Genomic DNA, 25,376 nt, shown 5'->3' on the forward strand with positions numbered 1-25,376 from the left:
AATCCTAATAACTGACAACGCAAATTTTTACGTTTTTAAAACTATTAAATTTATAATTTATTTATGTCATAATAATGCTGTTAATTACTATACGTTTTTATATAACAAATTGAGACTCTGTGTATAGCGGTTATCCTATATCTATTTTGTCTCTAATGTTAGGGGATATATTTATTCTCATGTAATTTTACCACGGCATTAAAAGCAATAGTCAATATAGCTATAATCTCAGGACTATAAGTAATAATCACTCTTAAATGATAGATATTAAGCTGATTTATATCTAGTTAATATACCAACGCAAAATACAATGGCAGCTAATGACAAAAAGACTGTCTGTAATCCTAAAAATGTTTCTGCAATACCTGCTAATGCCAAAGGTAAAGTTAAAGCAATATTGACCAAATTGTTTTGTAGCCCAAATACTTTACCGTGCATTTGAGGGGGAGTTTCGGTTTGAATGGCAGTCTGTAAGGGAATACCAACAAGCGCTCCAGAGATACCTAATAAACCAATTAAAGAAAGTACAGCCCATAATTGCTGGGTAAATATTGCCAAACCAGCTAGAGAAATAGTCATTCCCATGCATCCAGCCAAACTCAAGTGAGGAGTTGTGAAATTTTGCCCGAATTGACCTAATATCATGGCACCAAGGGCGATACCTACACCACCAGATGCTAGTAAAAAGCCAAATTGCTCGGCATTAATTGAAGGTATGACTTCTGCGATACGAACAGCTAATACAGTTAAGGCAGCTAAAACAGAAAACAAGATTATTAGTTGAATCAAGGCATTACGTAATCGATGATTTTCTCCTAAGTAGGCGAAACCATCTTTTAAGTCAGAAAGAATATGGCTGGATTCTTTTTCTTGCTCTTGACTTTGTTCATTAGTTACTAATAGCAGTAAAATTAATCCGGCAATGATGTAAGAACCACCAACCAAAATTTCTTTACCTAATTCACCACTACCACCAAATTGCAGCCATAAAGCATCAGCTGCGGATAAAATTGGTTCTCCAATGGCAAACCCTACAATTACCGATGCCATCATTGTTGTGGTGTAAAGTGAATTCGCTGACAGCAAATTTGTTGGTTTTACTATTAGGGGAATGACAGCTTGTTCTGCTGGTGCAAAGAATTGCGTCAATGTGGAAACCAGAAAAGTTACTGCCAAAATTATTAAGAAACCAGAGGGAATATTGCCTATAGCTTGCCAATCTTTTGCCAACCATAGTAATGGAACAATTCCTAAAACTAAAAAACCGCGCCAGATATTAGTTGATACCAGGACGGTTTTTTTCACCCATCTATCGACAAATACCCCTGCCAAAGAACCAAATAGCACTGCGGGAATGGTAAAAGTCATCATTAAAGCCGATACCCAGCCACTAATACTGCTTCCTTCAGACTGAAACTGAGTATCAATCAAAGCAATCATCAGTACTAAATAGACTTTATCTGCTAACTGACAAAATACCTGTCCTCCCCACAGAGCAAGGAAATTAGGATTTGTTAAAACGGGTAAAAAACCTTGTTGGTTTGTATTTGTATTCGTATTTACTTGATTTTTGCCATTTTTTTCTACGGATAAATTGGATTTATCGGCAAGTTTAACAGCGCTGGGCTGCAAATTTTCTTCCAACTTATCTTTACTGTTGCCATAAGAATATAATTCATTGTTAATTTTATTTTCCCAATGGTTATTCTTATCGGATTTGAGTATTTCCGACATCGGTGTTTTGTGATTTCTATCGTTTTTAGAAACGTCTCCTGCTGACATTTCGTTTGTAGTTCTAATCTACTTAATGGTGGACTTGAGAAAGCATATTTAATTGGGTAAAGCAGAAAAATCAACCTTACTAACCAAAAAATATCAGTTTATTAGCCTTTAAAATCATTTTTTTGGCATAATGTCGCAAAAATCTTCAATATCTTCACAGATTGTTTAACGATTACCATGATTTTGAGCAAAAAAAGAGTCTATTAAAGCTGCCGAACGAATCGAACGACCAAAATGATATTGAGCATATTGCCTTAGCAAACGTTCAATACATAACCAATCTTCATCGACTTCATTTTCTCCTATTATCGACCATTGCGGTAACTGCTGTAATAAACTTAGCTCCGAAGCGCTCAAACGACGCAACAAAGCCGGTAATTCTTCTTGATGGACAACGGTTTCGTATATCTGGGAAGAAGTATTTTCTTTGGGAGTAGAAGAATAAACCGCACCAGACTCTTTAGCTACAGACGCAACTTCTACCCGATTGTTTTCTTCAATTCTTTTGGTTTTTTCTATTTTTGTTCGCAGATTTTCCCAAGCTGACATTGAAACCACACCACCAGCGTTGATGCTGAATGCGGTGAGAGATTTAGGATTATCAAAATCTGGTGTAACTGGGTTCTCAGTTAAACAACAAACTTCTACTTGAGGCTTCAAGCCAGCTAAAGTCAAAAGTTGAAAAATACCGTGTACCAGATAAGCCAAAACATTTCGACTTTTAGATAATTTTTCCAAACGACTCAGATGTTCGTTAAAAAGTTCAAACAATTCATCTTGAGGTTGTTCGCTTAAAGCTTGAGCAAGTACTATTTCTGCTAAATACTGGGAAGCTGCCAATTTACCCAAATCCCCTCCTAAACCGGGATAAGTTTTGATAGTTTGTGCTTGGGTAATTTTATCGATACTTCGTCCTTTTGCAATCAGTAATTGATTCACCACAAACATTCCGCTTCTACCGCCGAGACTGGAAAGATGCTTGCGTGCCCCTGGTGCAGTAGCTCGAATCAACCCAAATTCTCTTGTCAAAATTGTAACGATTCTATCGGATTCGCCGAATGCTTGGGCTTTTAAATTAATTCCAGTTGCTTTATAGGTTCGACTCATTAATGGTTAGTTGATAGTTGTTAGTTGTTTGTAATGAGGAGAGGGAAGAGGGGGAGAGTGGGAAAAAACGAAACTAATTCACTACTCGCTACTTACTCTTAAATCCTTCTTCTCGCTGACGAAGCAAATCCACACTTCTAGAAGTACCTAACCTAGTAGCACCAGCTAATATTAATTCTAAAGCTTGCTCAACAGTGCGAATACCCCCAGAAGCTTTAACCTCAACTCTGTCTTTAGCTACTTCTTTTAAAAGCTTGACATCTGCTACTGTGGCACCACCATTCCAACCAGTACTAGTTTTCAAAAACGCCGCACCTGCATCCATCGATACTTCAGCAGCCAGTCTTTTCTCAGTATCAGTTAATAAAGTAGTTTCCAAAATTACTTTGACAGTTTGCCCAGTTTCTTCACAAATCGCAGAAATTTCGCGATGTATTTCCTCGGTTTTGCCAGCTTTCAACCAACCCAGATTTATTACTAAATCTAATTCAGTTGCACCATTTTCTGTAGCTTCTTGTGCTTCATACAGCTTGACTGCGGAGGTAGTAGCACCAGTAGGAAAACCTATTACTGTGCATACTTTCGGCTGTTTCCCGTGCAGAAGTTCCGCTGCGAAACGTACCCAAGTGGGGCTAATACAAACCGAAGCAAAATGATATTTATCTGCTTCTTCACACCATTGCTCAAGGAGTTGTTGAGTAGCTGTTGGGTGAAGTAACGAGTGATCGATAAATGGCGCAATATCAATATCCGCGTACTCTGCTGCCATCGTTTTTTATACTAATTATGATTTACTCTTCTCAATTAGTAGAGTAATACTATTTTTGGTAGATTGGGCGTTTATTTTAGAAATTTAGTTAATTTTTTGCGATTAATTCTTGTAGGGTGTGTTAAACCCACCACTATATTTCGATTTTAACAATAATTTTGGATACGTTTAACGCACCATCCGGGATTACATATACAAACGGTGCGTTAGAGGCGAAATAGATATACTTCTTTATAATCCAAATTATTTATCGCGCCATAACACACCCTACGATGTAAATGGATAATTATCAAAATTTTAATATTCAATTACAAGAGCCTATAAAATATGATTTTTATGATTATCTAGAAGACGAATTAAATGAATATACAAATTTTGAAATCGGTTTGAAACGGTTTTGTTTTAACAATAATCGCAATGTTTTATTAGAAATAGGTGATGAAAGAATAATTTTACACTTATATCACCGAGTAGATTTTTAAGGGTTTGAAGCACCCGGATTTATTCGTGGATTGTACTCTATCGAAGCCCCTAAATTCATTTATGGGAAATTAATTACGAATTACGAATTATATTCACGATATTCTTGATACCTTAGAAGATAGATGGTACGAACAAATTACTAAAGTTGCTACTGGGAATAAAGTTAATATCAGCTTTGGTAGCGATTTGGATTTAATCTTTTATCCAATCCAAAATAAAGATGAAGTAATTTGTGAATATACTTTTCTAGGTACGGGTGAATATAAATCTTGTAATTTGTGTTTATCTCAAGTTGTCAAAATAATGAATAGCTTTGTTAGTCAGATTTTTGATATGGCAACCCAACAAGATTATGTTACTGCTGAAGAAATTGCTAAATTTATATCGATAAACAAAAACAATGAGACGTAGCATTGCTACGTCTCTACATTAATATTGTGTTGAATGTTGCGTTTGATGAAACTAAACTGCTGCATTCTCAATTGCAACAACTTCTTTCTCAGCTTTTGGCAACAAACGCTTAACACCTTGTTGAACAAAACCTTGTAAAAATACAACTTGCTGATTTTGAGCAAATACCTGCTGCAAACTTTCCCCAAATTTCTCTAAGTTAAATTCGCTTCCAGAATTAGCAGCTATTTCTTGCTGCTCAAAGTATTCAATTAAAGCTAAACCGGCAATTCTTGTTAAATAAGCTGCACTTACACCTTGTACAACTCCACCAGCAACAAAGGTAACGGCATTACTTTTTAGCACAGTACTAATTGTCTTAGTAGAAAGTTCCACCAAACCCAATTTCAACATCAAGCTTCCCATTTCCCCAGCAACGGTTTTTGCTTGCTCTAAAGAAAACTTCTGCTGATAAACTCCACCCAAATCCATTACCATTTGAGCGTTAATTGCCGCAGCTGCCAATATATCAAGGGCAGGTACTGGATTCGCAAATGCCGCAGCAGCACCTATCCACTGATATTGCTCGATGACTGGAGTCGCTCTGAATTTTCTAACTCCATTTAACAAGTCTTTAGTTTCGGCTTTTAGCAACTTGGCTTTTCGCATCGTAGTAGCCAATACCAACTGCTGTCTTTGAGTTAATACTTTATCAAGTTGCCCTTTTAAATCTTGAATATCCGGTGCTGGTTGCTCCATCCATTCTTGTACGGAATTATCCTCAAAATGTTTCCGTACTTTTATAGGTTGAGGAGAAGCTGCTATTGCTGCAACATTACCGATTCGCTGTTTTAAAGACAGCAAAACGCTAGCACGCTCATCAGGTAAACATTGGTCTTGCTTATTGTAAACCAACATCAACCGTTGGTTTTCTGCTTTTAACTGCTGCAAACTCTGAAATTCTGTTTCTGTTAAATCACCGTTGGTGAGAAACAGTACGAAGTCGGATTTTACAGCATTCTCTATTGCAGCAGTATCCGAATTTCCTTGGATAAATAAAGGTGATGTTTCTTGAAATTCTACAGATGTAAGTTTTTGATTCTGCAAAACTTCAATCAAAGCGGTTTTACCTACCGATTTACCACCAGTAACGGTTAATTTAATTGATTCTCTATCTAATTCACTCTGTAATTGAGGAATTTTCTCCTGTAGCAAAGCTGCTTTTTCTAGCGCTTCTCCACAATCACCCGCTTCTTCTACTAATTTATTTATAGCGATCGCACTATTGGCAATAGTATTTTCTACCGTTGCTCTATCAATAGCCATTTCATCTAACTGCTCGTCGGTACGAAACGGGCGTTTTTGTTTAAATAACCACAAACCACTACCTACAGCAAGCAAACTTAACAAGCTAAATTCGCCAAACTGCATGAATTTGTCGTGCCAACTTTCTAACATCCACAGTGCGAAGGATAAACCTACTCCTCCCACTAAAATAGGACGCTTTAATTTCCAAACCATAATTAAATTTACCCAACTACAATGGATGGTTTTTCTTCTCCAGAGTATATCAAAATCTTGCTAACAAAGAATTACAAGCATGAACTGATGGGTTTTGATTTTCTTATATTCTCTTGTTCGATTAATTTCTAAGTGTAGGGATAGAATTTGGAACAAGGCTTTTCAGCTTTTATGATGTGTATTTAGCTACTATAGATTGTGAAAATCTGTAAAAGAAAGCGCTAAAGCGCAACTACAAACAAATCCCTACAATTACAAAAATCGTAGGGATTTGCTTATATTCTATTTGGTAGCGGGAAGTGGATTTGAACCACTGACCTTCGGGTTATGAGCCCGACGAGCTACCAGGCTGCTCTATCCCGCGTCGTCTTTAAATAATATAACCCAAAGTTTATAATCTGTCAACTACAACATTGATAATTCTCCAGCAACTTCCAAACGCTTGTATTTAGCTAGTGTCATAAACTTTTCTTCAAGGGCTTCGGCAGTGCTGGGGGTAATCCAACCAAGTTGAGTTAGTAGATGTATGGCTACGGCATATTTTGCTCGCTTAGCTCCGTCCATGACTTTAATTACTAACCCCATTCCGTCACCAAGCTTGCTGATACACTGCAATCCTTCGGCTCCTGATTTACTAATAAGTTCTCCTGGAGTTAACTGCATCAGTTCGGTGTCAAATTTGCCTTCACCGGCTAGCATTGTCGGATGATGAGTCATGGCACGGACGATACGCTCCATGTCTAGACTATTACCGGAAGATAAACGAGCGTAAAGTGTGGCGATTTGACCAAGTTGCATTAAATAAGTGGGTACCCCACAATCATCGTGAGCGCTGATAAATTCTGCTGCGGGCATTCGCAACAATTCCGATACTTTGTTCAATACCAATTGCTGTACTGGATGTTTGCGCTCTAAATAATTGGCTAATGACCAATTGCATTGCTGACAAACTGCTAACATTCCCGCGTGTTTACCAGAACAGTTATATTCGAGGCTGCTGCGCCTACCTTCGGGAACCGGACATTGTAGTGCTGTGGGGTCTACATCGGCTCGCCATAGAATATTAAATGCCTGCCGAACGTGTTCTATACTTCCGGAATGAGAACTACATATAATCGCTAAATCTTTATCGTTGAGGTTATAGCGTTCCAAAGTTCCCGTACTAGTTACAGCTAGGGCTTGAAATGGCTTGAGCGCAGAACGCGAAAATGTAGCTGTTTCGGCGTTCCCTGCCACAGAAAGCACTCGTCCCCGTTCGTCACAAAGTACAGCTTGGACTATATGCTTTGATTCAACAATTCCTTCCCGCAGCAATCTGACTTCTATTGCGGGTGCTTGAGTTCGTTTTGCCATTAACAATCCTTAGCCAATTACTAGCCACAAGTTATGAGTTATGAGTTATTACCTATTAACTCATAACTTTTAACTAAGATTTACAAGAATTGCCAAGTTGCGACTCCAGCAGCTAACAACACAACCAAACATAATCCCGTTATTTGTAATCTTTGAATTATCGGTTTAATCTCGTAGTTAACGACTAAACGGTCTCTATCCAACACTTGTTGGGGTTTCATCCAGTTTTGACCGTCGTACCATCCCGATTCTTCGTAAAAAATTACCGGACTTACCAGTCGATCGCGCACGTAAGACCATCCCAAGTACAAACGTAATACAAGCAAAACTACTCCTATGCTTGCTCCTGCTGCTCCACATAGGATAAATTGTGCCGCATACTTATGTGGTGGGAAGCTTGAGTAAGCAACTGGTCCGGCAATTATCCAAGATAAACCCCATGTCCAGGCTATCATTGTGAGGTAGGAACCTATTGAAAGGCTACAGTCACGAAATAACCAAGAGTTTTTTAATTGTTCGTATTCATTCAATGGTTGCTGTTCGCTGGGAACTGGACAACTCGATATTTCATAATCAATCATGTTGGTTCACCCCCACCCTTTCCGGATGCCTGAAAATCTATGCGTTCGGCATGACCCCAGAACGCTTCTAAATCGTAAAATTCTCTTTCCGAGGGCATCATAACGTGAACGATGACTTCACCGTAATCTAATAGTACCCAACTTGCTTCTGCTTTGCCTTCACTTCGCAGGGGTTTGCGTTCGCATTTTTCTTCCACTTCCTGCTCTATGGAATTGGCGATCGCTCTTACTTGTACGTTGGAGTAGCCCGTCATCATAACGAAATAATCGGCTAGGTAAGATACATCCCTCACGCGAAGCACTAACAAATCGCCTGCTTTTCGGTCTAGCCCTGCTTCTGCAATAGTTGAAGCTAGTTTTGCTGTACTCAAATCTTCAGTATCAAGCTGTTGAGAATCAATTCTGGGGTTAGTAACAGCAACAAATTCGGATTGCAAATCGGCTTGGAAATAATCAGACATTAAATCTTGCTCTGATAAATTTAGGTGAGGTTTTCAGGTTTTGTGAGAGTCTGGAAATGAACTGCTTTATTAATTGCAAAAACTAATCAATAGTTTTATTAAATACTAGCAAAAAACAGATATCTTCGATCTAAATTAATGTTATTTTTCTTCACTGTACTTGTACTTAAATAAAAACTTATTGACCGTCGCAATCAATTGGGTATGAATCAAGTAAGGGCTATACCGCTTTCTCAATATTCTCTTGACTAACTGTTCCTAATGCTTGCCCTCAAGCACTATTTCCCTTTCCTGGCTCTAGAATTTTGGGTACAGATAGATAGCTAAAGATACATATAAGATAGCTGGCTCATACCCATAGAAACATGTTTTGCGACAAGCTATCGCATTTAATACTTATTTTTATGCCGACACCAATACATCCAATCATACAAAACTATTTACGTAAGGGGCAAAAGATAGGAATTTGCTGGAAAAACTTCTTCTAAAATCAATCCCTCTTTTGTTGCCATAGGTAAAAGTCGTTGGGGTATTAAAAAAAATTAACCAGATCGGCAGCCGTCTGCTCGAATCTAAGATTATGATTAACCTGCTCGGGCAGAACATCTTTAGGTAAGTAAATTGATGCTTGTTCGCGCATCCCAACATATTTGCTGGCTGAAAAAGATTTACAATTAAAGCATTCATGACCTTATTGTAACGAACTTTTCTTTTTAGGTTTTTTCAATAAATTACGAAGCATTGCAAAAAATTAACCCCAATCTTCAAGATTAGGGTTAGGCAGGGATCTTTAGCGGATCTAAATTACAGAAATTTCTCTCCACATCAAAAATTAAGTAAAAAAGTCAATTAGACTTCCTGCTTGGATACAACCCTAGCCTCAATGCTTGAGCTATTATCTTTCACCGATTCAAACAGCGACTCGTAATTATTTAAAGCTTGCTCGAAAGCATATTGCTCAACAGCATACTTGCGGCTATTAAAACCTAAAGTTTTGACTTTTTCCGGATGCTTGTACAAGTCTAAAACAGCATCAGCCAAGGATTGTGGTTCTTCTGGAGGAACAAGAATACCACCACCGCTTTGCCGAATTGCTCTTGCAGCGGTACCGTTATCGGGAACTGATGCTACAATTGCACGACCGCTAGCAAGTAAAACCTGAATTTTTGATGGCATGTTGAAAGAAATTACATTCTTCTTTTGTACTACCAAACCTATATCAGCAGCAGCTAGCATTTCTGGTAAACGTTCTCGGGGTTGGAAAGGCAAAAGCAATACATTATCAGCGCCGCATTCGTTGCATTCTTCCTGAAGTCGCTGTAAACCTTTAGCTTCCCCAACAATTACAAACGCTATATCTTTGATGTCCCGTAATTGCGAAGCAGCTTTGACAACAGTTTCTAAACCTTGAGTAAGAGCAATATTACCAGAATATAAAACTACAAATTTATTATCTAATTTATGTTCTGCTCGGAAAGCATTGCTTTCCTTTGGCATCGGACGAATAAAATTCACATCTACCCAATTAGGAATTTGCACGATTTTATCTGCTGCTACATTCTTAGAAACCAAGTTATCTACAAATCCATCGGCGATAACGCTAATTTTATCAGCAGAGCGATAAGCAAATTTTTCTAAAATCGAAAATATACGAATTAAGAATTTGTTTTTTAATAAACCAACATGAACGGCTGCTTCGGGTAATATATCTTGTAGATTTAGAATTACCGGACATTTATGTAGCCATCCCAAAAGAGTGGTTGGCAGACAAACTGGTAAAGATGGTGAGGTCGAAAGAATGACATCAGGTCTCCAGCCGAAAAGGGCTGGCATGAAGCTAGTACAGACAAAACTAGCATCTAACATCACCCTATCTAGTAAATTGGGTTGGGGACGAATCCAAACATAGCTCCTTTGAATTTTAACGCCATTTTTATACTCTGTGAAATAAAACTTACCTCTATAGTCTTGATAAATTTTACGCTCTGGATAGTTGGGCATAGCGGTAACTACACGTACCTGATGACCTCGCTTGACTAAACCTTCTGCCAATTCAGTCATCAAAGGAGCAATGCCAATTGGTTCTGGATGGTAGTTGTATGAGTAAATTAAAATTCGCATAGTAAAAAATCCGAAAACCTAATAATGGTTCTTTTAAACACAATATTTATTTCTAAAATTGTTTCGCACTAAAAAAGCGCTTGTATTTAATTTTCCTTGTAATATCTTTTAACGTCAGTCTATTTTCATTGAAGATTGAGTAAAAATTCACGCACCATGCGGATAAGTACTGAAAATGTTATGTAGTTAATTAACTTATACTATATTTTTTTGTATCAGTATTAGTCTTTAAGTGTAAGTTTCAAAAATAATTACTAAAAATCATATCTAAATACTTTATGCTGCTGTCAACTGTATATTGACAGTTTATTTCAAAATTTTAGACTCACAAAAACATAAATATGTCTTCAGTTGAAGATTTTTTGTCTACCTATCAAGTATATTTATCCACATTGATTACTGATACTTTAGCTTTATCTCGATAAGAGTAAAAATTTTAAAACCCCGTTCTTACTTGAAGACGAGGTCGCTTTTAAATGCAATTTATTAGTACTGAAAAAATTAAAAGAAGAGGTTTGAATGGAAAAATGACCTTCATACCTCCCCTAAAAAATAGTTGCCGTCCGAATAGCTGTCAAATTAGATAGTTACATAGCGCCGCTACTTTTATTGAATAGAATAGCAACTGTTTTAAAAATAAGCTTTAAATCGTACATTAAACTCCAATTTTTCTGATACTGTAAATCTAAATGAATTACATCTTCAAAATTGCGAATACTTGAACGTCCGTTTACTTGCCATTCTCCCGTCATACCCGGTTTAACATCTAATCGTTGCCACTCAGGTACTTCATAAGATTCAACTTCATCCGGCGTCGGTGGTCTGGTACCAACTAAACTCATTTCCCCTTTCAGCACGTTCCAAAATTGTGGTAGTTCATCTAAACTAGTGCGTCTTAAAAACCTACCAACCTTAGTAACCCTAGGGTCATTGTCAATTTTAAAAAATGCCCCTTGAACTTGATTTAGCTTTTGGAGTTCGGCTTTTTTTGCTTCTGCATCTACACACATCGACCGAAACTTCCACATCCGGAAACGTTTACCCATCCAACCGCAACGGATTTGACCAAAGAAAATTGGGCCGGGGTCATCAATCATAATGGCGGTAATAATTAGAACGGATAATATTCCTGTAATTACTAAACCAACTAATGCCCCTACAATATCAATAAATCTTTTAGTCCACGAACGTACAGAAGGATGAGTTTCGGGGAGTTTCTCTTCCTGTTTTGTCGCCTTATTCTGTGGAGTTGTAAATTCTCCTTCTTCAGTTTTAAATACATCAACTAATCCAGTCAGGTTCAGTACTGCCATCACTTGAGGAGTAACATTTTGCAGTACTAATTCAATGCCTTTTTCTTGAGCAGTCTTAAAATTACTAACTAAAGCGCCCAAACCACTACTATCCATAAATGTAGTCTGTCCAAAATTAATAATGATTTTTTTTGGAGTTGGGCTTGCTGCAATTAGTTCTTCACAAATTTGCTTAAAATTTAGAGCTTCAATAACGCTCAAACGAGGGCTGACCTGCACTATAACGGCATCTTCCGACAATTTAACCGGAAAATTTCCTTCTATAGGTTGGTTACCCATGAAACCTTGAACTTTAGTTGCCATATTAATGTTTAACTGCCTACATTATTTTGTCCTAGGAACTGTTTGAAACAAATACCTATTTATCGCACTTAAGTAGTAACTGCCTGAAAATCTAAATTTAAATCGAATATCATTCATGACGGTTCACAATAGAACAAGAAGTCAACTAAAGTCGGTAAGTGCTATTCGAGTCTAAAGCATAAATATTATTTTGCGATCGGACTCAATTGAAAGCCACTAGAATTGAGGATAAACCAAAAATCTGACTTAATAGTTGAAATTTCGGTAAAAACTTCCTCTATTGTGTTGCCATCGCCTATAAACGTTGCCATGCATCCCATGACTACCACAACTGCTGTTAATGAAAACGCCAGCCTGATAGAAGTCTTCTCCGCAATTCAAGGAGAGGGACTTAATGTTGGAACACGCCAAATTTTTATTCGTTTTGCCTTTTGTGACTTGCGCTGTCACTTTTGTGATAGCGCTCATACTTGGAATGCACCCGCCACTTGTAGAATCGAGCAAACTCCTGGGTCTCGCGATTTTGAAATTTGCTCAAATCCTGTTTCTTTATCCATGTTAATTGAATGGGTTGAGCGGCAAAATATACCTTGCTTACACGATAGCATTAGCTTAACTGGAGGCGAGCCTCTACTCCATGCCAGGTTTTTATCAAAATTTTTACCAAAAATCCGCTTGACCACTGGTTTACCTATATACCTAGAATCTGGGGGACATCGCCCCCAACAACTCGCTATGATTCTACCTTACTTGGACTCTGTAGGTATGGATCTTAAGCTACCTAGCGTCAGTGGTGAAAGTCGTTGGCAAGAACACGAAAATTTTCTCCAAATATGCTATGAGGCTCAAATCGAAATCTTCGTAAAAATCATTATTTCCCAAAATACGAATCCCGCAGAATTGAAACGTTCGGCTGAGTTAGTAGCTGCTGTAAATCCCGCAATACCAGTCTTTTTGCAGCCCGTCACTCCTTTAGGTTCGACCGAACAATTGACAGATTTTCCACTAATTGTTCCTACTCCAAAGCAAGTTATTGATTGGCAGGCTTTGATGAAAAACTTCCTTAAATCAGTCCGCGTTGTACCCCAAACTCACAAAATGATTAATCAGCTATGAATCACTATAAATAATACCAGCATTCATAGTGAATATACTGAGAAAAGTCAATCTTATTCTTTATCTCAAGCAGGATTGGAGTTTATGTAGCTAAATAAACAAAGTTTCTAATGTTTCTATATCTGTTAATGGAAATTGGTTTTATAAAGATATTGCCAAGAAAAAAAAAAGTTTTTGTAAACTATCAATATCAAGGAAATTAAATTAAGAAACCCTAAAATTATCTTTAAAATCTCTTTTATAAAAATCTAGGATACTTATCCGAATAATAGTAAGGGAGTAAGTATTTCGACTTAAATCTAGGAGTTAATAATTTGATTATAAATGAATCGAAATAAATCAGAAATATTTCTTATAAACTAAGTAATTTAAAATACTTCTGAAGAAAGAAAAAATTCACCTAGCTTGCCGATATTTATGTATTAGCGATCTAATTTCCGCTTCAGCAGGGTAGGGTGGGAGTTCCCATCCCTACTTGATAAATATTAATATCCGCCTTCATCCATATTTCGAGATTTAGATTTGGCTTTATTAGCACTGCGCTTGAGTGCAGAAAGTCGGGCTTCATATTTCGACCTCTGGCGCTTGCTAGGAGATTTTTCAATTAAGGTTTTTAAAGCGCTACCTAAACTCTTGTAAGCATTTGGCAAACTATAGCCAAAGCGAGTTGCTAAAGCAATGGCTTTTTCATCAGCTTCAATCAATTCTCTGGCTTGCTTTTCGCCATTGTTTTTTTGAAACAGTCGCCAGCCGGAAACGCCACACAAGGCTAATGCAAGTACTAAAAGCAATCCATCCTGTACCCACAATTCGCCTACAGCGCCGCCTAAGCCTATCGCCAAGGCTGCCATTTCCCAGCCATCTTTGGGGATGGTATCGTTTTGAATGCGAGCGACTTCGTGCCAGAACAGCAAATTTCGCTGATCCATTGCTAACTCATCCCATTTTGCCAGGTCAATTTGGATTTCTACCTGGTCTTTACCGATTTCTTCACTACGAACTAGAGGCGGATTGACCTCAGTAGTGCCTTCAACCGTAACCCAGCTTTGTAATTCTGGGGGTAATAAGCCTTTCAATCGCCGGAGTTCGCTCATTTCTGCTTTTGCAGAAGAGGTTGCGTAAGATGTCATAAAAGCACTTACCAAAAAAACTTCAGTATATAGTGAGGGTACCCTACAAGGAGTATAACTATTTATATTGGTAACTCGACTTTATTCGCTAGGAAATCTTCCACGTTTTTTTCTTGCTTCCATTGCCTTTTCCAAAAGATCGAGTAAACCAGGAGCCTGTTCCTGAATGCTCAGTAACAATCTTTCTCCCACTTCGACATTACCTGGGTCGTGACCAGTTTCCATTACTTCCTGAAGACGAGGTATTGCAACGCTGTCAACAAGTTGAACTAACCCACTCAAACAACGATTAAATTGTTTTTCTGTCAGAGTAGAATCTTCTATGGGGAACTCAATAATGGCACGAATCTCGCCATCAGATGGGTCATATTCCCATTGCAGCATTTTGGTTTCCCAAGAGATAACTAGCATTGTTTGTAAAATTGCTGCTTTATGTGGATGGTCTTTTACTCCACTCAGCACTTGAGGTGCAAACACGCGGAAGAATTTTCCATCTTCATCTAACTGAACTACGATCAAAAAATCTTCAACATGATCGCCTTCTACACCAGTAACAATACGGTCTTCTTCTTCATCAATACGATAGTCCCAACCAAGTTGATCTAGATATTCGCCTATTTCTTGCACGCTTACTGCCATAAAAAGCCCCTTTTAAAACCCTCTGTGCGACTGCTGCCAGATTTAGTTTAACAAGCCTCGGGCAGAGCAAATAAGTGAAATTGCTACCATCGGTTGAAGTTTTGAATATAAATGCAATTAGAATTACGAATTCGATTAACAAAACCAGGCATACATGAATCTCAGACAAAGTACGCAAAGAGATTCTTCCTCTAGACATATTTGAGATAGCCATTAAAGCTAATTAAAATATAACAAATTATTAATTATTCAAAATTGCAGATTTTAAATTATAAAACACATGGATAACTATTCTGTAACTACAGCAAACATAATTGAGAAAGCTATAAATTTGGAACAGACTTTACCAATAAAAAATCAAGCTTGTAGTTCCAAGTTCTTTTTTCACTCCAAACCAACTCAAAAGGTTTACGTTTTTTTTCATGGCTTTACTGCTGGTCCCTACCAGTTTGAACCGTTAGGGAAGAGACTATTTGAAGCTGGCTATAATGTTTTAATTCCTTTGCAACCTGGTCATGGTGTAGCAGGAGATTTTAATGGTGATAATCCACCTCCTTTACCATTGAAGCGTGAAGTATACCAAAGCTATGCGACTTCATGGCTAAAAATTGCTCAAATATTAGGTGATAAAGTAATAGTTGGAGGGTTATCAAGTGGTGGAACTTTGGCTGCTTGGTTAGCATTAGAATATTATCATCAAATCGAAAAAGCTATATTATTCTCTCCTTATTTAAGTAGTAAAAATGCAGCTGTAGATTTTGCTGTAGAAGTACTGCCGATTTATTTTGAATGGTTTAATAAAGATAATCCCGGTAATTTTGGTTATAAAGGCTTTGAGATTCCGGCATTGCGGCTGTTTTTAGATATGGGTCAGGAAATTCTGGAAAAAGCAAATAATAATCCGTTGTCACCGATGTTTATTATTACTAGTGAAGGTGATGCAGTTATTGACCGTAGCGATTTGAAAGAATTATTTGAATCTGTAATTGATAAACAACCGTTATCTTGGTATTTCTGTTTTGATAAACTATTTGATATTCCCCATACGATGATGACGGAGCTTGAGGGAAATAATTTTGTTGGATTATTAAATACTGTTGCGAAGGCTTATTTGGAAAGCGATATTAGTTGGAATCAGGTTTTGAAAATTGGAAGTCAAATTTTACAAGGTCAAACTTTTGATAGTGCGGTTAAGGATTTAGGTTTGATAGAAAGGGTTTCTCCAGATTTATCGGTGATGTTGTCGGTAATAAACAAGAAAGTGATTGTTGATTTTTCTAGTGTAGAAATATAAGCTTCACTAATTTGATTAATTGATTGGAAGGTGAATAATGCTTATACAATAAGGTTTTTATGGTTATCGTAATTAAATTTATATAAAAGTTTATTTACAAATCTATGTAATCAATAAGCTGTTGTGCATTTTAAATGCACAACAGCAAGGAAGAAGGAAGAAGGAAGAGGGAAGAAGGGACGAAAGTTGTAGCCATTAACCAATACCAAATTAATATATAAGTTAAATGCGTCGTAGCAAAGTCCACAGCCCAATCTGCCTCCCTACAGCTATTTATAAACCCGGTTTTTTGAAAAACCGGGTTTATTTATTTTCTAATTTAAGAAGCCTTATTTTAAACTTTCGCTTCTTCTTTAACTAATTTATCCCAACCCAAATCTTTCAAGCTATTATTCCGACGCAAGGGACGAGTTACTAATTCTAAAATGTCTCTTGCATTGGTAAAGCCGTGAATTTGAGCAAAGGTAAATTCTACCGACCATTTGGTATTTATTCCCCGCGCCTCTAAAGGATTAGCGTGAGCCATTCCAGTGATTACTAAGTCGGGATTTAATTCGTTAATTCGCTGAATTTGATTGTAGTTATCTGGTTTTTCAACAATTCTGGGAAGAGGTACGTTCATTTCATGACAAGTTTTTTCTAAAAGTTGCAATTCAGCAGCTTGATAGCGCTTATCCATGTAGGGAATACCAATTTCTGGAACAGTCATTCCACAGCGAATTAAGAATCTGGCTAAAGATATTTCGAGCAAATTATCTCCCATGAAGAACACGGATTTACCGCGAATTAACTTCACGTATTCTTCCAAGCTCTCCCAAATTTTCGCTTCTCTTTCGTCTAAACCTTTGGGGGTAATACCGAATACCGAACACATTTTTTCAATCCAAGCGCGGGTGCCATCGGGACCTATAGGAAATGGTGCCCCAATTAATTTACATTTTCGTCGCCGCATTAAGGTTGTAGCGGTGCGGCTGAGAAAGGGATTGACTCCAGCGACATAATAGCCTTCTTCAATTACAGGCAGTTCTGTAAATCTTTTTTCGGGTAGCCAACCTGTTACCTTGATTCCCTGCTTCTTAAGTTCCAAAGTCAACTGAGTGACAACTGGATCGGGTAAGGAACCAAAAAGAACTAAGGGTGGATGATCTACGTATTCCGAATCTTCTTCAATTACTTCTTCTTTTTTCTTACCAAAATTGAGCAGTTTTTGAATGCCGTTACGCTCTTCTTTCTCTTTTTCTACTTGGGGTGCTTCCTTGGGACAGCGATTAGCCATTGCGGCTAAAACGGTATCTTCTCCTTGAGTGAAAGCATAATCCAATCCATTTGCCCGCGCTACCACCACAGGGATGCCGATTTCAGCCTCTAATCTGGGAGCTAAACCCTCCAAGTCCATTTTAATAATTTCAGTGGTGCAGGTGCCAATCCAGACAATTACGCTGGGATTGCGATCGCGTTTTATCTGCAAGCACAATCTTTTGAGTTCTTCATAATCGTTGAGTTGTGCCGAGATATCCCCTTCTTCCAATTCTGCCATTGCATAACGGGGTTCTGCGAAAATCATTACCCCCATTGCGTTTTGTAAGAAGTAACCGCAAGTTTTTGTGCCTATTACCAAAAAGAAACTATCTTCGATTTTTTGATATAACCACGCTACGCAGCTAATCGGACAAAAAGTGTGGTAATTACCTGTTTCACATTCAAAATTTAAAGCTTGTGGTTCAGCAACTGTCATTTTATTATCTCCCCTTTAATTTTTTTAGTTAGGAGGATGAAGTTGTAGAGACGTAGCACTGCTACGTCTGTACCAGAGTTATGGACTATGAGTGTTTTAAGCCTTAACTCCTAACTTAATTCTCAACTCCTAACTGCCTTTATTAGCTGTTGGGGAAGAGGCGGGCTATTTCCGAATCATCAATAGAACCGTCACTCATATCTTCCCCTGAAAAAATTTCGTTATCTTTTTGTGCGGATTCTTCACTCCATACATCTGTTAGCGCATCACCGAAGCCAGTGCTATCGCCATCTTTGAACTCGTCAAAAGAAATATCGCCAAATGCGTCTTCAGATTCCGCATTTAGGTTTTGCTGGGGTTCTTTATCGTTTGATTTCTCTGCACTCTCAGAAATATCTCCCAAACCTTCAACTTGGATATCATCTAATCCGCTTTCTTCGGTGCTAAAGTTTTCTTCTAACTCTTGTCCACCCCAAGCTTCTTCTACTACCAAAGTTCCGTCGTGAGAATCCCCCAAGTCCATATCTGGAGCCGCAATATTTTCTACTTCGTGAGCATCTTCTCCAAATGTTGCAACACCGGCAAATTCGTCTGAGTTTTCATCTACCGAGAATTCTGAAGTTTCTGACTCCTCTTGGCTTTCGGATTCTGGCTGTATGGGCTGTTCTCCGAGTTCTGTATCCGGATCGAAATGCAAATCAAGCACTTCAATCAATGTATCAGCGTCTGCATTTAGCTTGGAAAATGGCAGCATTAACTGCGCTAATTTTGGTTCCAGGGCATTTGCTACTCCCAGAATGAGGTAAGAAGATGGGCGCTTACCACCGTCTGGTGTGTAAACCGAGTCCACTTCCATATGTAATTTAATCCAGTCGCGATTCGAGGCGTAGAATTGCAACCACTTCTGCTTTAAAGAATCCGTGAAACTATAAAAGAAAGCCATGTTATCTCCTCATCCTGAGAAATAAACTAATGATTTATACAATCATTAAGTCTAGTTCCTCTTCGGGATTAGGAACCTGTGGTTTATTCGGATTTAGATAAAAATCTGACAACAATGAGAATAATTCTCTATCTTGAGCATCCTGTGGAACTACCCCCTCGGGACGTGCCAAAAGCTGGTCGGCAATGCTGAGATAATAGTCGCAAACGAAGTTTAGAGAAGGTTCTGTCTCTGCCATTTCAAATAAAGTCTTACCTTTGACTCGGGAAACACGGATATCTTCTATGAGAGGTAGAACTTCTAAAACTGGCATCGGAACCGATTCAATATATTTTTCAATTAAATCGCGTTTTGAGGTACGGTTGCCAATCAAACCTGCTAATCGCAGGGGATGAGTCCGGGCTTTTTCTCTGACGGAAGCAGCAATTCGATTAGCCGCAAATAAAGCGTCAAAGCCATTGTCTGTAACTATTAGACAATAGTCGGCATAATTAAGCGGTGCTGCAAAACCACCACAAACTACGTCACCCAGAACGTCGAACAATATTACATCATACTCATCAAAGGCATTGAGTTCCTTGAGTAATTTTACGGTTTCGCCAACAACATAACCGCCACAGCCAGCACCTGCTGGAGGACCACCAGCTTCTACACAATCAACTCCGCCATAGCCCTTATAAATAACGTCTTCGGGCCAAATATCTTCGTAGTGAAAATCTTTTTCCTGTAGGGTATCAATAATTGTTGGAATCAAAAATCCTGTCAAGGTGAAGGTACTATCGTGTTTGGGGTCACAACCAATTTGTAGAACTTTTTTACCGCGCTTAGCTAAGGCAACGGAAATATTACAACTCGTTGTGGATTTACCGATTCCGCCTTTTCCGTAAACTGCTAGTCTCACTGTTGTTTCCTCTTATAGTTGCTTGTCAAACTCTTGACTCAAACACTTCCTTTACCCAGACAGACAAAGGGTTGCAATGCATAAATCATTCTTGCTTGTTAATGTCCAAGTTACACCCAAAACAAAAAAGCTTTTAGATGATAATTGAGTTTATAGTGAATTATTTCGGCTCATTACTTAATATTTAAAACACTATTGCCCGTAAAAGTCTATGAACCGTTAAACTAAGTTAATAATAGTTTTTGTTTATTTATTTATATAAAAATAGTTACAATAAACAAAAATATTAAGTCCTTCATATATATGTTTTTCATCGAATGAAATTACTGTAGGACTTACTCAGAACCAACTTAACCACCGGAGCATACTGAGACTTCTTAAGAAGACTTAGATATGAATCAGTTAACATTCAACTTGAGAAGAGATTCTGATGTGAGATTAGGTCGTATTACTGAGTAAATTTTTATATAATTTCAGTACTATCCGTAAAAATATGGCTAAGCGCCAAAATATAGAATTTGATGGGGAATATAGGCTTTTTTACTATCTACGTACTTAAGTAAATATTCGGTATCTTCACATAAAAAAGTCAATTACAAATGATTTACAATACAGGGGCTATTATTAGACCGATTATCAGAAGTCGTTCTGAAATTATTTACAGCGATTTTGAGAGTGAAAGCTTTGCAGAATAAAGATTTGAACTAAAAAAAATCAACTCGCTAATGTTAAAAATAATCACATTTTCCAAAAGGGCCCAATTTTTTGGAATTAAGCAGAATATCAAGGATGAATATGAAAAAAAGGTTAATTTATAATCTTCATATTTCTTCGCAAGAGTAGGATTTCAGGTTAATTTTTGGAGCTAAATTTTAAATTTATTGGAATTCAAATTTATTGAAATAATTTTAAGAATAATTTAAACAATTTATTTAGAATAATTTCAACAAACATCTTCATTTTCAGTTTGAGCCATTTCCTGTAAAGACTGCCAGCCCGGTTGCCAATTGGATCTATCTTGTAACAGCTTGGCGTTAATCCAGAAACGAACATTACTGTCGCAAGAAGCAATCATTTCTGCATATACCCACTTACCTTGATTTTTGCGGTTAATCACCTGAAAATGACGCCAACCATCAATTTTGTGTCCAGATGTCCATTTAGAACCGAGTAAATAAGGGAATTTCTGTTTTTTAGCCATTGTCTGATCGTATTTTTCTCGTAATTATGTTAACCCGCAATGGGAGAGAGGGGGAGGGGCAAGAGGGGTTACAATTTCCGTAAAACAATGGGCAGGGTTTAAAACAAATTACTCCCTTCCCGGTGCAAGATTACCTAAATTATTGAGGGAGAGAGTGAGAGAGGGAGGGAGTGAGGGAGAAATTCTTATAGGTAATCTTAGAGCGTGATGGGAGTCACTCGTGGTATATCCGGCATCTCTCTACAATAATAGGGCTTACGCAAAAGTAACATAATTGCGTCATTACGTTAGCGCAGCGTGTCCGTTAGGACATGCGACAGCGACGTATTCACCCGCAGGTTGTAGATCATCTCTCGAAACCTTGGGATTGCTTCCCTGTAATATGTTTCGGTCGCAATGACAATTTTGCTTTGCGTAAGTCCTGAATAAGCCTGCTGATTTTTTAAGGTTTTATCTCGGGGAAGAGAAAATATTTTAAATCCAAAATCTGAATTTAGGGAAATACCGCTAACTAAGGGGGTGAACACCGATCCTGTAAACTGCAAGGTTATTTTTAGAATGTTTTATAGAAATACTTGTTTATTGATCATTTTTTTGTGGTAATAAGGCTGTTACATCTTTTACAAATACTATGCAACCTACTAATCCAAACCAATTTACTGAGAAAGCCTGGGAGGCTATAACTCATACTCCCGAGACTGCAAAACAATATCAACAGCAGCAGATTGAAAGCGAGCATTTAATGAAAGCTCTGCTGGAACAAGATGGATTGGCTGCACCAACTTTTACTAAGGTGGGGGCGAATCCTCAAAAAATTAAAGAGCGCACTGAAGAGTTTATCAAAAGTCAACCAAAAGTATCCGGTAGCAGCAGTTCTGTATATTTAGGACGTAGTTTAGATACTCTTTTAGATCGAGCCGATGGATACCGTAAGGAATTTGGTGACGAATATATTTCTATTGAACATTTATTGCTAGCTTACGCTAGGGATGACCGCTTCGGTAAAGGCTTATTTAAAGAATTCGGCATAGACGAAAGGAAATTAAAAGATACCATTAAGCAAATAAGAGGGAGTCAAAAAGTGACTGACCAAAATCCAGAAGGTAAGTATCAATCTCTGGAAAAATATGGACGGGACTTAACTCAAGCTGCTAGTGAAGGTAAGCTCGATCCTGTTATCGGACGCGATGATGAAATTCGTCGTACCATTCAGATTTTGTCGCGACGTACTAAAAATAACCCCGTATTAATCGGCGAACCTGGTGTTGGTAAAACTGCGATCGCTGAAGGTTTAGCACAGCGAATAATTGCTGGAGATGTACCGCAATCGCTTAAGGATCGTAAATTAATCGCATTGGATATGGGTGCTTTGATTGCAGGTGCGAAGTTCCGGGGTGAATTTGAGGAACGTCTGAAAGCTGTATTGAAAGAAGTTACCGAGTCGCAAGGCAATATAGTTCTATTTATTGATGAAATTCATACCGTTGTAGGTGCCGGTGCAACTCAGGGCGCTATGGATGCGGGTAATTTACTCAAGCCGATGTTGGCTCGGGGTGAATTGCGCTGTATTGGAGCAACAACTTTAGACGAATATCGTAAATATATTGAAAAGGATGCGGCTTTAGAAAGACGTTTCCAACAAGTTTATGTCGATCAACCCAGTGTGGAAGACACTGTTTCAATTCTTCGTGGTTTGAAGGAACGGTATGAAGTTCACCACGGTGTAAAGATTGCCGATAGTTCTTTGGTGGCGGCTGCGACTTTGTCAAATCGTTATATTACCGACCGCTTTTTACCTGATAAGGCGATTGATTTGGTGGACGAAGCGGCGGCGCGTTTGAAGATGGAAATTACATCTAAACCCGAAGAGTTAGACGAAATTGACCGCAAGATTCTGCAATTAGAAATGGAAAAGCTATCGCTACAAAAGGAAAGCGATGCGGCTTCAAGGGAACGTTTAGAAAGGTTAGAAAAAGAACTTGCCGATTTTAAAGAAGAGCAGCGTGCTTTAAGCGGTCAATGGCAGTCGGAAAAAGATGTAATTACAAAAATTCAGTCGGTAAAAGAAGAAATTGACCGAGTTAACGTAGAAATTCAGCAAGCGGAACGGGATTATGACCTGAATCGGGCTGCTGAATTGAAATATGGTAAGTTAACTGATTTACATCGTCAGTTGGAAACTGCTGAAACAGAACTTTCACAAGCACAGCATAGCGGTAAATCTTTGTTGCGAGAAGAAGTAACCGAAGCCGATATTGCTGAAGTAATTTCTAAATGGACGGGTATCCCCATCAGCAAGTTAGTGGAATCCGAAAAAGAGAAATTGTTGCAGCTTGAAGATGAATTGCACAATCGGGTTGTCGGTCAAGATGAAGCTGTAACTGCGATTGCTGATGCAATCCAACGTTCTCGTGCGGGTTTAGCCGACCCCAATCGTCCCATAGCTAGCTTTATTTTCCTCGGTCCTACTGGTGTTGGTAAAACTGAATTGGGTAAAGCTTTAGCTTCTTATATGTTCGATACCGAAGAAGCGATGGTACGGATTGATATGTCCGAATACATGGAAAAACATGCCGTTTCTCGCTTAGTCGGTGCCCCTCCGGGATACGTTGGTTACGAAGAAGGCGGACAATTGACCGAAGCTATTCGTCGTCGTCCTTATGCGGTAATTCTCTTCGATGAAATTGAGAAAGCGCATCCGGATGTATTTAACATCATGCTGCAAATCCTTGATGATGGAAGAGTCACCGATTCCCAAGGTAGGACGGTGGATTTCAAAAATACGATTATCATCATGACAAGCAACATCGGTTCTCAGTTTATTCTTGATGTGGCTGGAGATGATTCTGGTTATGAAGAAATGCGTACCAGAGTTATGGAAGCAATGCGGAGCAGTTTCCGTCCGGAGTTCCTCAACCGTATTGATGAAATTATCTTCTTCCATGCTTTACAAAAATCCGAATTACGCAAAATTGTCCAGCTACAGGTAGAAAGATTGCGTCACAGATTAGCTGACCGCAAAATGTCTTTGAAGCTTGCCGATGCTGCTCTAGATTTCTTAGCAGAGGTTGGATACGATCCGGTGTTCGGTGCCCGCCCGCTAAAACGTGCGATTCAGCGCGAATTAGAAACCCAAATTGCGAAGTCAATTTTACGCGGCGAATTCAACGACGGGGATACTATTTTTGTTGATGTTGAAAACGAGCGCCTAGTTTTTAAGCGCGTTCCTTCGGAATTAGTAACCATTTAACTCGTTTAATATCCCGTCACAGTTAGGTTAAATAAAGAATTTTTAACCCGGTTTCCTCGCTAGAAACTGGGTTTTTTGTATATAGCTAATTCGGATTTAGTACGGAGCAAGAAAATTAAATAGGTGGCTCAGTATAACTCTAGATGATGAGATTGCAAACTAAAAAATCAACTTTTAAATGATGAAATAATACATTCTAATATAGAAAATAAACTTAATGTTATCTACAATACTAATTACTCGTGAATTAAATTAAATCTACTATATCTGATATTTTGGAGTAATAGATATAGCTAGAATCAAAGCTAGCTTTTGGTAACTTTAACAGAGGTAATCTGCTTGATTTGTTCGCTAGATAACTAAATTGACATATTGCTAAATACTAGGCTAAAACTTTAATGGTTTAACTAGTACCGCTTATTTTCTTGAGAATAATTAACTCTCTAAGGATTACTATAAATGTAAAAATAGCTATAAAATAGTGCATTTAAAGCTAACGTATTGATTTTGCAAATAAATGCCAAACTGGCAACAAGCCATCTAAAAATTTGTTATTCATTGATTTACTAGCTTGATTTTAATTATTTTTAAAAGCATGAAACCATAATTTAATTAATAGAAGCTGTTATCGGGATAACAAATTAAAGTCTTGAAGAAGTATTTATAGTTAAACTCAATCATGCGATAGCAATACATTGTCTAATATCTATTTTTTTGTATAAAACCATCGCATCTGCATTCGAGTTTTTCAGTTACCCGATCGATGAGATATTTTTTGTAACTAAGTCAACATTTGGATAACAGTAAGTAAAAATATTTTTCATAGATTAAATAAGATTTCCTTTGGAATGGATGTTTTATAATCTAAATCACGCCACTTACTCTCCTAAGTAGAAAACTGTCTGCTGTCTTGTATGGTTGTAGAATACAAGACTGAGATATTTGATAAAGTTACAAATTAAACGAGGAAGTGCAAAAATTAC

19 protein-coding genes and 1 tRNA gene are annotated in these 25,376 nt (G+C 37.9%); 3 read left to right on the top strand and 17 right to left on the bottom strand.

Features of this window, described 5'->3' with window-relative positions:
- Positions 1-267: 267 nt before the first annotated feature.
- The 11 genes from RIV7116_RS12955 to RIV7116_RS37365 form a co-directional block, all read right to left on the bottom strand.
- Complete coding sequence (locus tag RIV7116_RS12955; RefSeq protein ID WP_015118755.1) at positions 268-1,782, bottom strand: MFS transporter; 1,515 nt, start codon at positions 1,780-1,782, stop codon at positions 268-270.
- A 165-nt stretch (positions 1,783-1,947) separates the two neighbouring features.
- A complete protein-coding gene (gene recO, locus RIV7116_RS12960; RefSeq protein WP_015118756.1) occupies positions 1,948-2,889 on the bottom strand; it encodes a DNA repair protein RecO in 942 nt (313 codons plus the stop codon).
- Positions 2,890-2,977: 88 nt separating this feature from the next.
- Positions 2,978-3,658, bottom strand: coding sequence for a deoxyribose-phosphate aldolase (gene deoC, locus RIV7116_RS12965; protein ID WP_015118757.1), 681 nt, complete (start codon positions 3,656-3,658; stop codon positions 2,978-2,980).
- A 945-nt stretch (positions 3,659-4,603) separates the two neighbouring features.
- A complete protein-coding gene (locus RIV7116_RS12980) occupies positions 4,604-6,052 on the bottom strand; it encodes a YcjF family protein (protein WP_015118759.1) in 1,449 nt (482 codons plus the stop codon).
- A gap of 287 nt (positions 6,053-6,339) precedes the next feature.
- Positions 6,340-6,416 (bottom strand) — tRNA-Met (locus RIV7116_RS12985).
- Between the two features lie 41 nt (positions 6,417-6,457).
- A complete protein-coding gene (locus tag RIV7116_RS12990; protein WP_044290920.1) occupies positions 6,458-7,411 on the bottom strand; it encodes an asparaginase in 954 nt (317 codons plus the stop codon).
- 74 nt (positions 7,412-7,485) lie between these two features.
- Positions 7,486-7,986: a CGLD27 family protein gene (locus RIV7116_RS12995; RefSeq protein WP_015118761.1), complete on the bottom strand. Its 501-nt coding sequence runs from the start codon at positions 7,984-7,986 to the stop codon at positions 7,486-7,488.
- The gene (gene rsfS, locus RIV7116_RS13000; RefSeq protein ID WP_015118762.1) at positions 7,983-8,447 is read right to left on the bottom strand and encodes a ribosome silencing factor; all 465 of its coding nucleotides are present in this window, start codon (positions 8,445-8,447) and stop codon (positions 7,983-7,985) included. The genes RIV7116_RS12995 and rsfS overlap by 4 nt, the downstream gene beginning before the upstream one ends.
- An 849-nt stretch (positions 8,448-9,296) precedes the next feature.
- Positions 9,297-10,568 (bottom strand): glycosyltransferase family 4 protein, encoded by a 1,272-nt coding sequence (locus RIV7116_RS13005; protein WP_015118763.1) that lies wholly within the window; start codon positions 10,566-10,568, stop codon positions 9,297-9,299.
- A 587-nt stretch (positions 10,569-11,155) separates the two neighbouring features.
- Positions 11,156-12,184 carry an anti-sigma factor antagonist gene (locus tag RIV7116_RS13010; protein ID WP_015118764.1) on the bottom strand — a complete coding sequence of 343 codons (1,029 nt, stop codon included), beginning with the start codon at positions 12,182-12,184 and terminating at the stop codon, positions 11,156-11,158.
- Positions 12,185-12,369: 185 nt separating this feature from the next.
- Positions 12,370-12,495, bottom strand: a complete 126-nt coding sequence (locus RIV7116_RS37365) for a hypothetical protein (RefSeq protein WP_256380837.1) — start codon at positions 12,493-12,495, stop codon at positions 12,370-12,372.
- A gap of 7 nt (positions 12,496-12,502) precedes the next feature.
- Here RIV7116_RS37365 and RIV7116_RS13015 point away from each other — a divergent pair, with 7 nt between their 5' ends.
- The gene (locus RIV7116_RS13015) at positions 12,503-13,300 is read left to right on the top strand and encodes a 7-carboxy-7-deazaguanine synthase QueE (protein ID WP_044290921.1); all 798 of its coding nucleotides are present in this window, start codon (positions 12,503-12,505) and stop codon (positions 13,298-13,300) included.
- Positions 13,301-13,785: 485 nt separating this feature from the next.
- Here RIV7116_RS13015 and RIV7116_RS13020 read toward each other — a convergent pair whose 3' ends face one another.
- Together RIV7116_RS13020 and RIV7116_RS13025 are read right to left on the bottom strand one after the other, a co-directional pair.
- The gene (locus RIV7116_RS13020; RefSeq protein ID WP_015118766.1) at positions 13,786-14,430 is read right to left on the bottom strand and encodes a DUF3318 domain-containing protein; all 645 of its coding nucleotides are present in this window, start codon (positions 14,428-14,430) and stop codon (positions 13,786-13,788) included.
- Positions 14,431-14,511: 81 nt separating this feature from the next.
- Positions 14,512-15,069 carry a hypothetical protein gene (locus tag RIV7116_RS13025; protein ID WP_015118767.1) on the bottom strand — a complete coding sequence of 186 codons (558 nt, stop codon included), beginning with the start codon at positions 15,067-15,069 and terminating at the stop codon, positions 14,512-14,514.
- Positions 15,070-15,349: 280 nt separating this feature from the next.
- On the opposite strand from RIV7116_RS13025, the gene RIV7116_RS13030 reads away from it, so the two are divergent.
- On the top strand, positions 15,350-16,363 hold the full coding sequence (locus RIV7116_RS13030) for a carboxylesterase (protein WP_015118768.1): 1,014 nt from the start codon (positions 15,350-15,352) through the stop codon (positions 16,361-16,363).
- A gap of 334 nt (positions 16,364-16,697) precedes the next feature.
- On the opposite strand, the gene RIV7116_RS13035 is transcribed toward RIV7116_RS13030, so the two are convergent.
- From RIV7116_RS13035 to RIV7116_RS13050, 4 genes are all read right to left on the bottom strand, one after another.
- Positions 16,698-18,098, bottom strand: a complete 1,401-nt coding sequence (locus tag RIV7116_RS13035) for a ferredoxin:protochlorophyllide reductase (ATP-dependent) subunit N (protein ID WP_015118769.1) — start codon at positions 18,096-18,098, stop codon at positions 16,698-16,700.
- Positions 18,099-18,240: 142 nt separating this feature from the next.
- On the bottom strand, positions 18,241-19,041 hold the full coding sequence (locus RIV7116_RS13040; RefSeq protein WP_015118770.1) for a DUF5331 domain-containing protein: 801 nt from the start codon (positions 19,039-19,041) through the stop codon (positions 18,241-18,243).
- A gap of 34 nt (positions 19,042-19,075) precedes the next feature.
- Positions 19,076-19,942: a ferredoxin:protochlorophyllide reductase (ATP-dependent) iron-sulfur ATP-binding protein gene (gene bchL / locus RIV7116_RS13045; protein ID WP_015118771.1), complete on the bottom strand. Its 867-nt coding sequence runs from the start codon at positions 19,940-19,942 to the stop codon at positions 19,076-19,078.
- A gap of 943 nt (positions 19,943-20,885) precedes the next feature.
- Positions 20,886-21,143, bottom strand: coding sequence for a TIGR02450 family Trp-rich protein (locus RIV7116_RS13050; protein ID WP_015118772.1), 258 nt, complete (start codon positions 21,141-21,143; stop codon positions 20,886-20,888).
- 631 nt (positions 21,144-21,774) lie between these two features.
- Between RIV7116_RS13050 and clpB the strand changes: the two genes are divergently transcribed.
- Entirely contained in the window at positions 21,775-24,393 is a 2,619-nt protein-coding gene (gene clpB, locus RIV7116_RS13055) for an ATP-dependent chaperone ClpB (protein WP_015118773.1), read from the top strand.
- The last annotated feature ends 983 nt before the right edge of the window (positions 24,394-25,376 follow it).

Origin of the sequence: Rivularia sp. PCC 7116 (assembly GCF_000316665.1) — a bacterium.
In the GTDB taxonomy this organism is placed as follows: domain Bacteria; phylum Cyanobacteriota; class Cyanobacteriia; order Cyanobacteriales; family Nostocaceae; genus Rivularia.

Coding starts and splice junctions, on each gene's coding strand:
- RIV7116_RS13030 (WP_015118768.1), top strand. CDS start 15,350: ATGGATAACTATTCTGTAACTACAGCAAACATAATTGAGAAAGCTATA.
- RIV7116_RS13050 (WP_015118772.1), bottom strand. CDS start 21,143: ATGGCTAAAAAACAGAAATTCCCTTATTTACTCGGTTCTAAATGGACA.
- clpB (WP_015118773.1), top strand. CDS start 21,775: ATGCAACCTACTAATCCAAACCAATTTACTGAGAAAGCCTGGGAGGCT.
- RIV7116_RS13040 (WP_015118770.1), bottom strand. CDS start 19,041: ATGGCTTTCTTTTATAGTTTCACGGATTCTTTAAAGCAGAAGTGGTTG.
- RIV7116_RS13015 (WP_044290921.1), top strand. CDS start 12,503: ATGACTACCACAACTGCTGTTAATGAAAACGCCAGCCTGATAGAAGTC.
- RIV7116_RS13010 (WP_015118764.1), bottom strand. CDS start 12,184: ATGGCAACTAAAGTTCAAGGTTTCATGGGTAACCAACCTATAGAAGGA.
- RIV7116_RS12995 (WP_015118761.1), bottom strand. CDS start 7,986: ATGATTGATTATGAAATATCGAGTTGTCCAGTTCCCAGCGAACAGCAA.
- RIV7116_RS37365 (WP_256380837.1), bottom strand. CDS start 12,495: ATGGCAACGTTTATAGGCGATGGCAACACAATAGAGGAAGTTTTTACC.
- RIV7116_RS12980 (WP_015118759.1), bottom strand. CDS start 6,052: ATGGTTTGGAAATTAAAGCGTCCTATTTTAGTGGGAGGAGTAGGTTTA.
- rsfS (WP_015118762.1), bottom strand. CDS start 8,447: ATGTCTGATTATTTCCAAGCCGATTTGCAATCCGAATTTGTTGCTGTT.
- RIV7116_RS13020 (WP_015118766.1), bottom strand. CDS start 14,430: ATGACATCTTACGCAACCTCTTCTGCAAAAGCAGAAATGAGCGAACTC.
- deoC (WP_015118757.1), bottom strand. CDS start 3,658: ATGGCAGCAGAGTACGCGGATATTGATATTGCGCCATTTATCGATCAC.
- RIV7116_RS13025 (WP_015118767.1), bottom strand. CDS start 15,069: ATGGCAGTAAGCGTGCAAGAAATAGGCGAATATCTAGATCAACTTGGT.
- recO (WP_015118756.1), bottom strand. CDS start 2,889: ATGAGTCGAACCTATAAAGCAACTGGAATTAATTTAAAAGCCCAAGCA.
- RIV7116_RS12955 (WP_015118755.1), bottom strand. CDS start 1,782: ATGTCAGCAGGAGACGTTTCTAAAAACGATAGAAATCACAAAACACCG.
- RIV7116_RS13005 (WP_015118763.1), bottom strand. CDS start 10,568: ATGCGAATTTTAATTTACTCATACAACTACCATCCAGAACCAATTGGC.
- RIV7116_RS13035 (WP_015118769.1), bottom strand. CDS start 18,098: ATGACAGTTGCTGAACCACAAGCTTTAAATTTTGAATGTGAAACAGGT.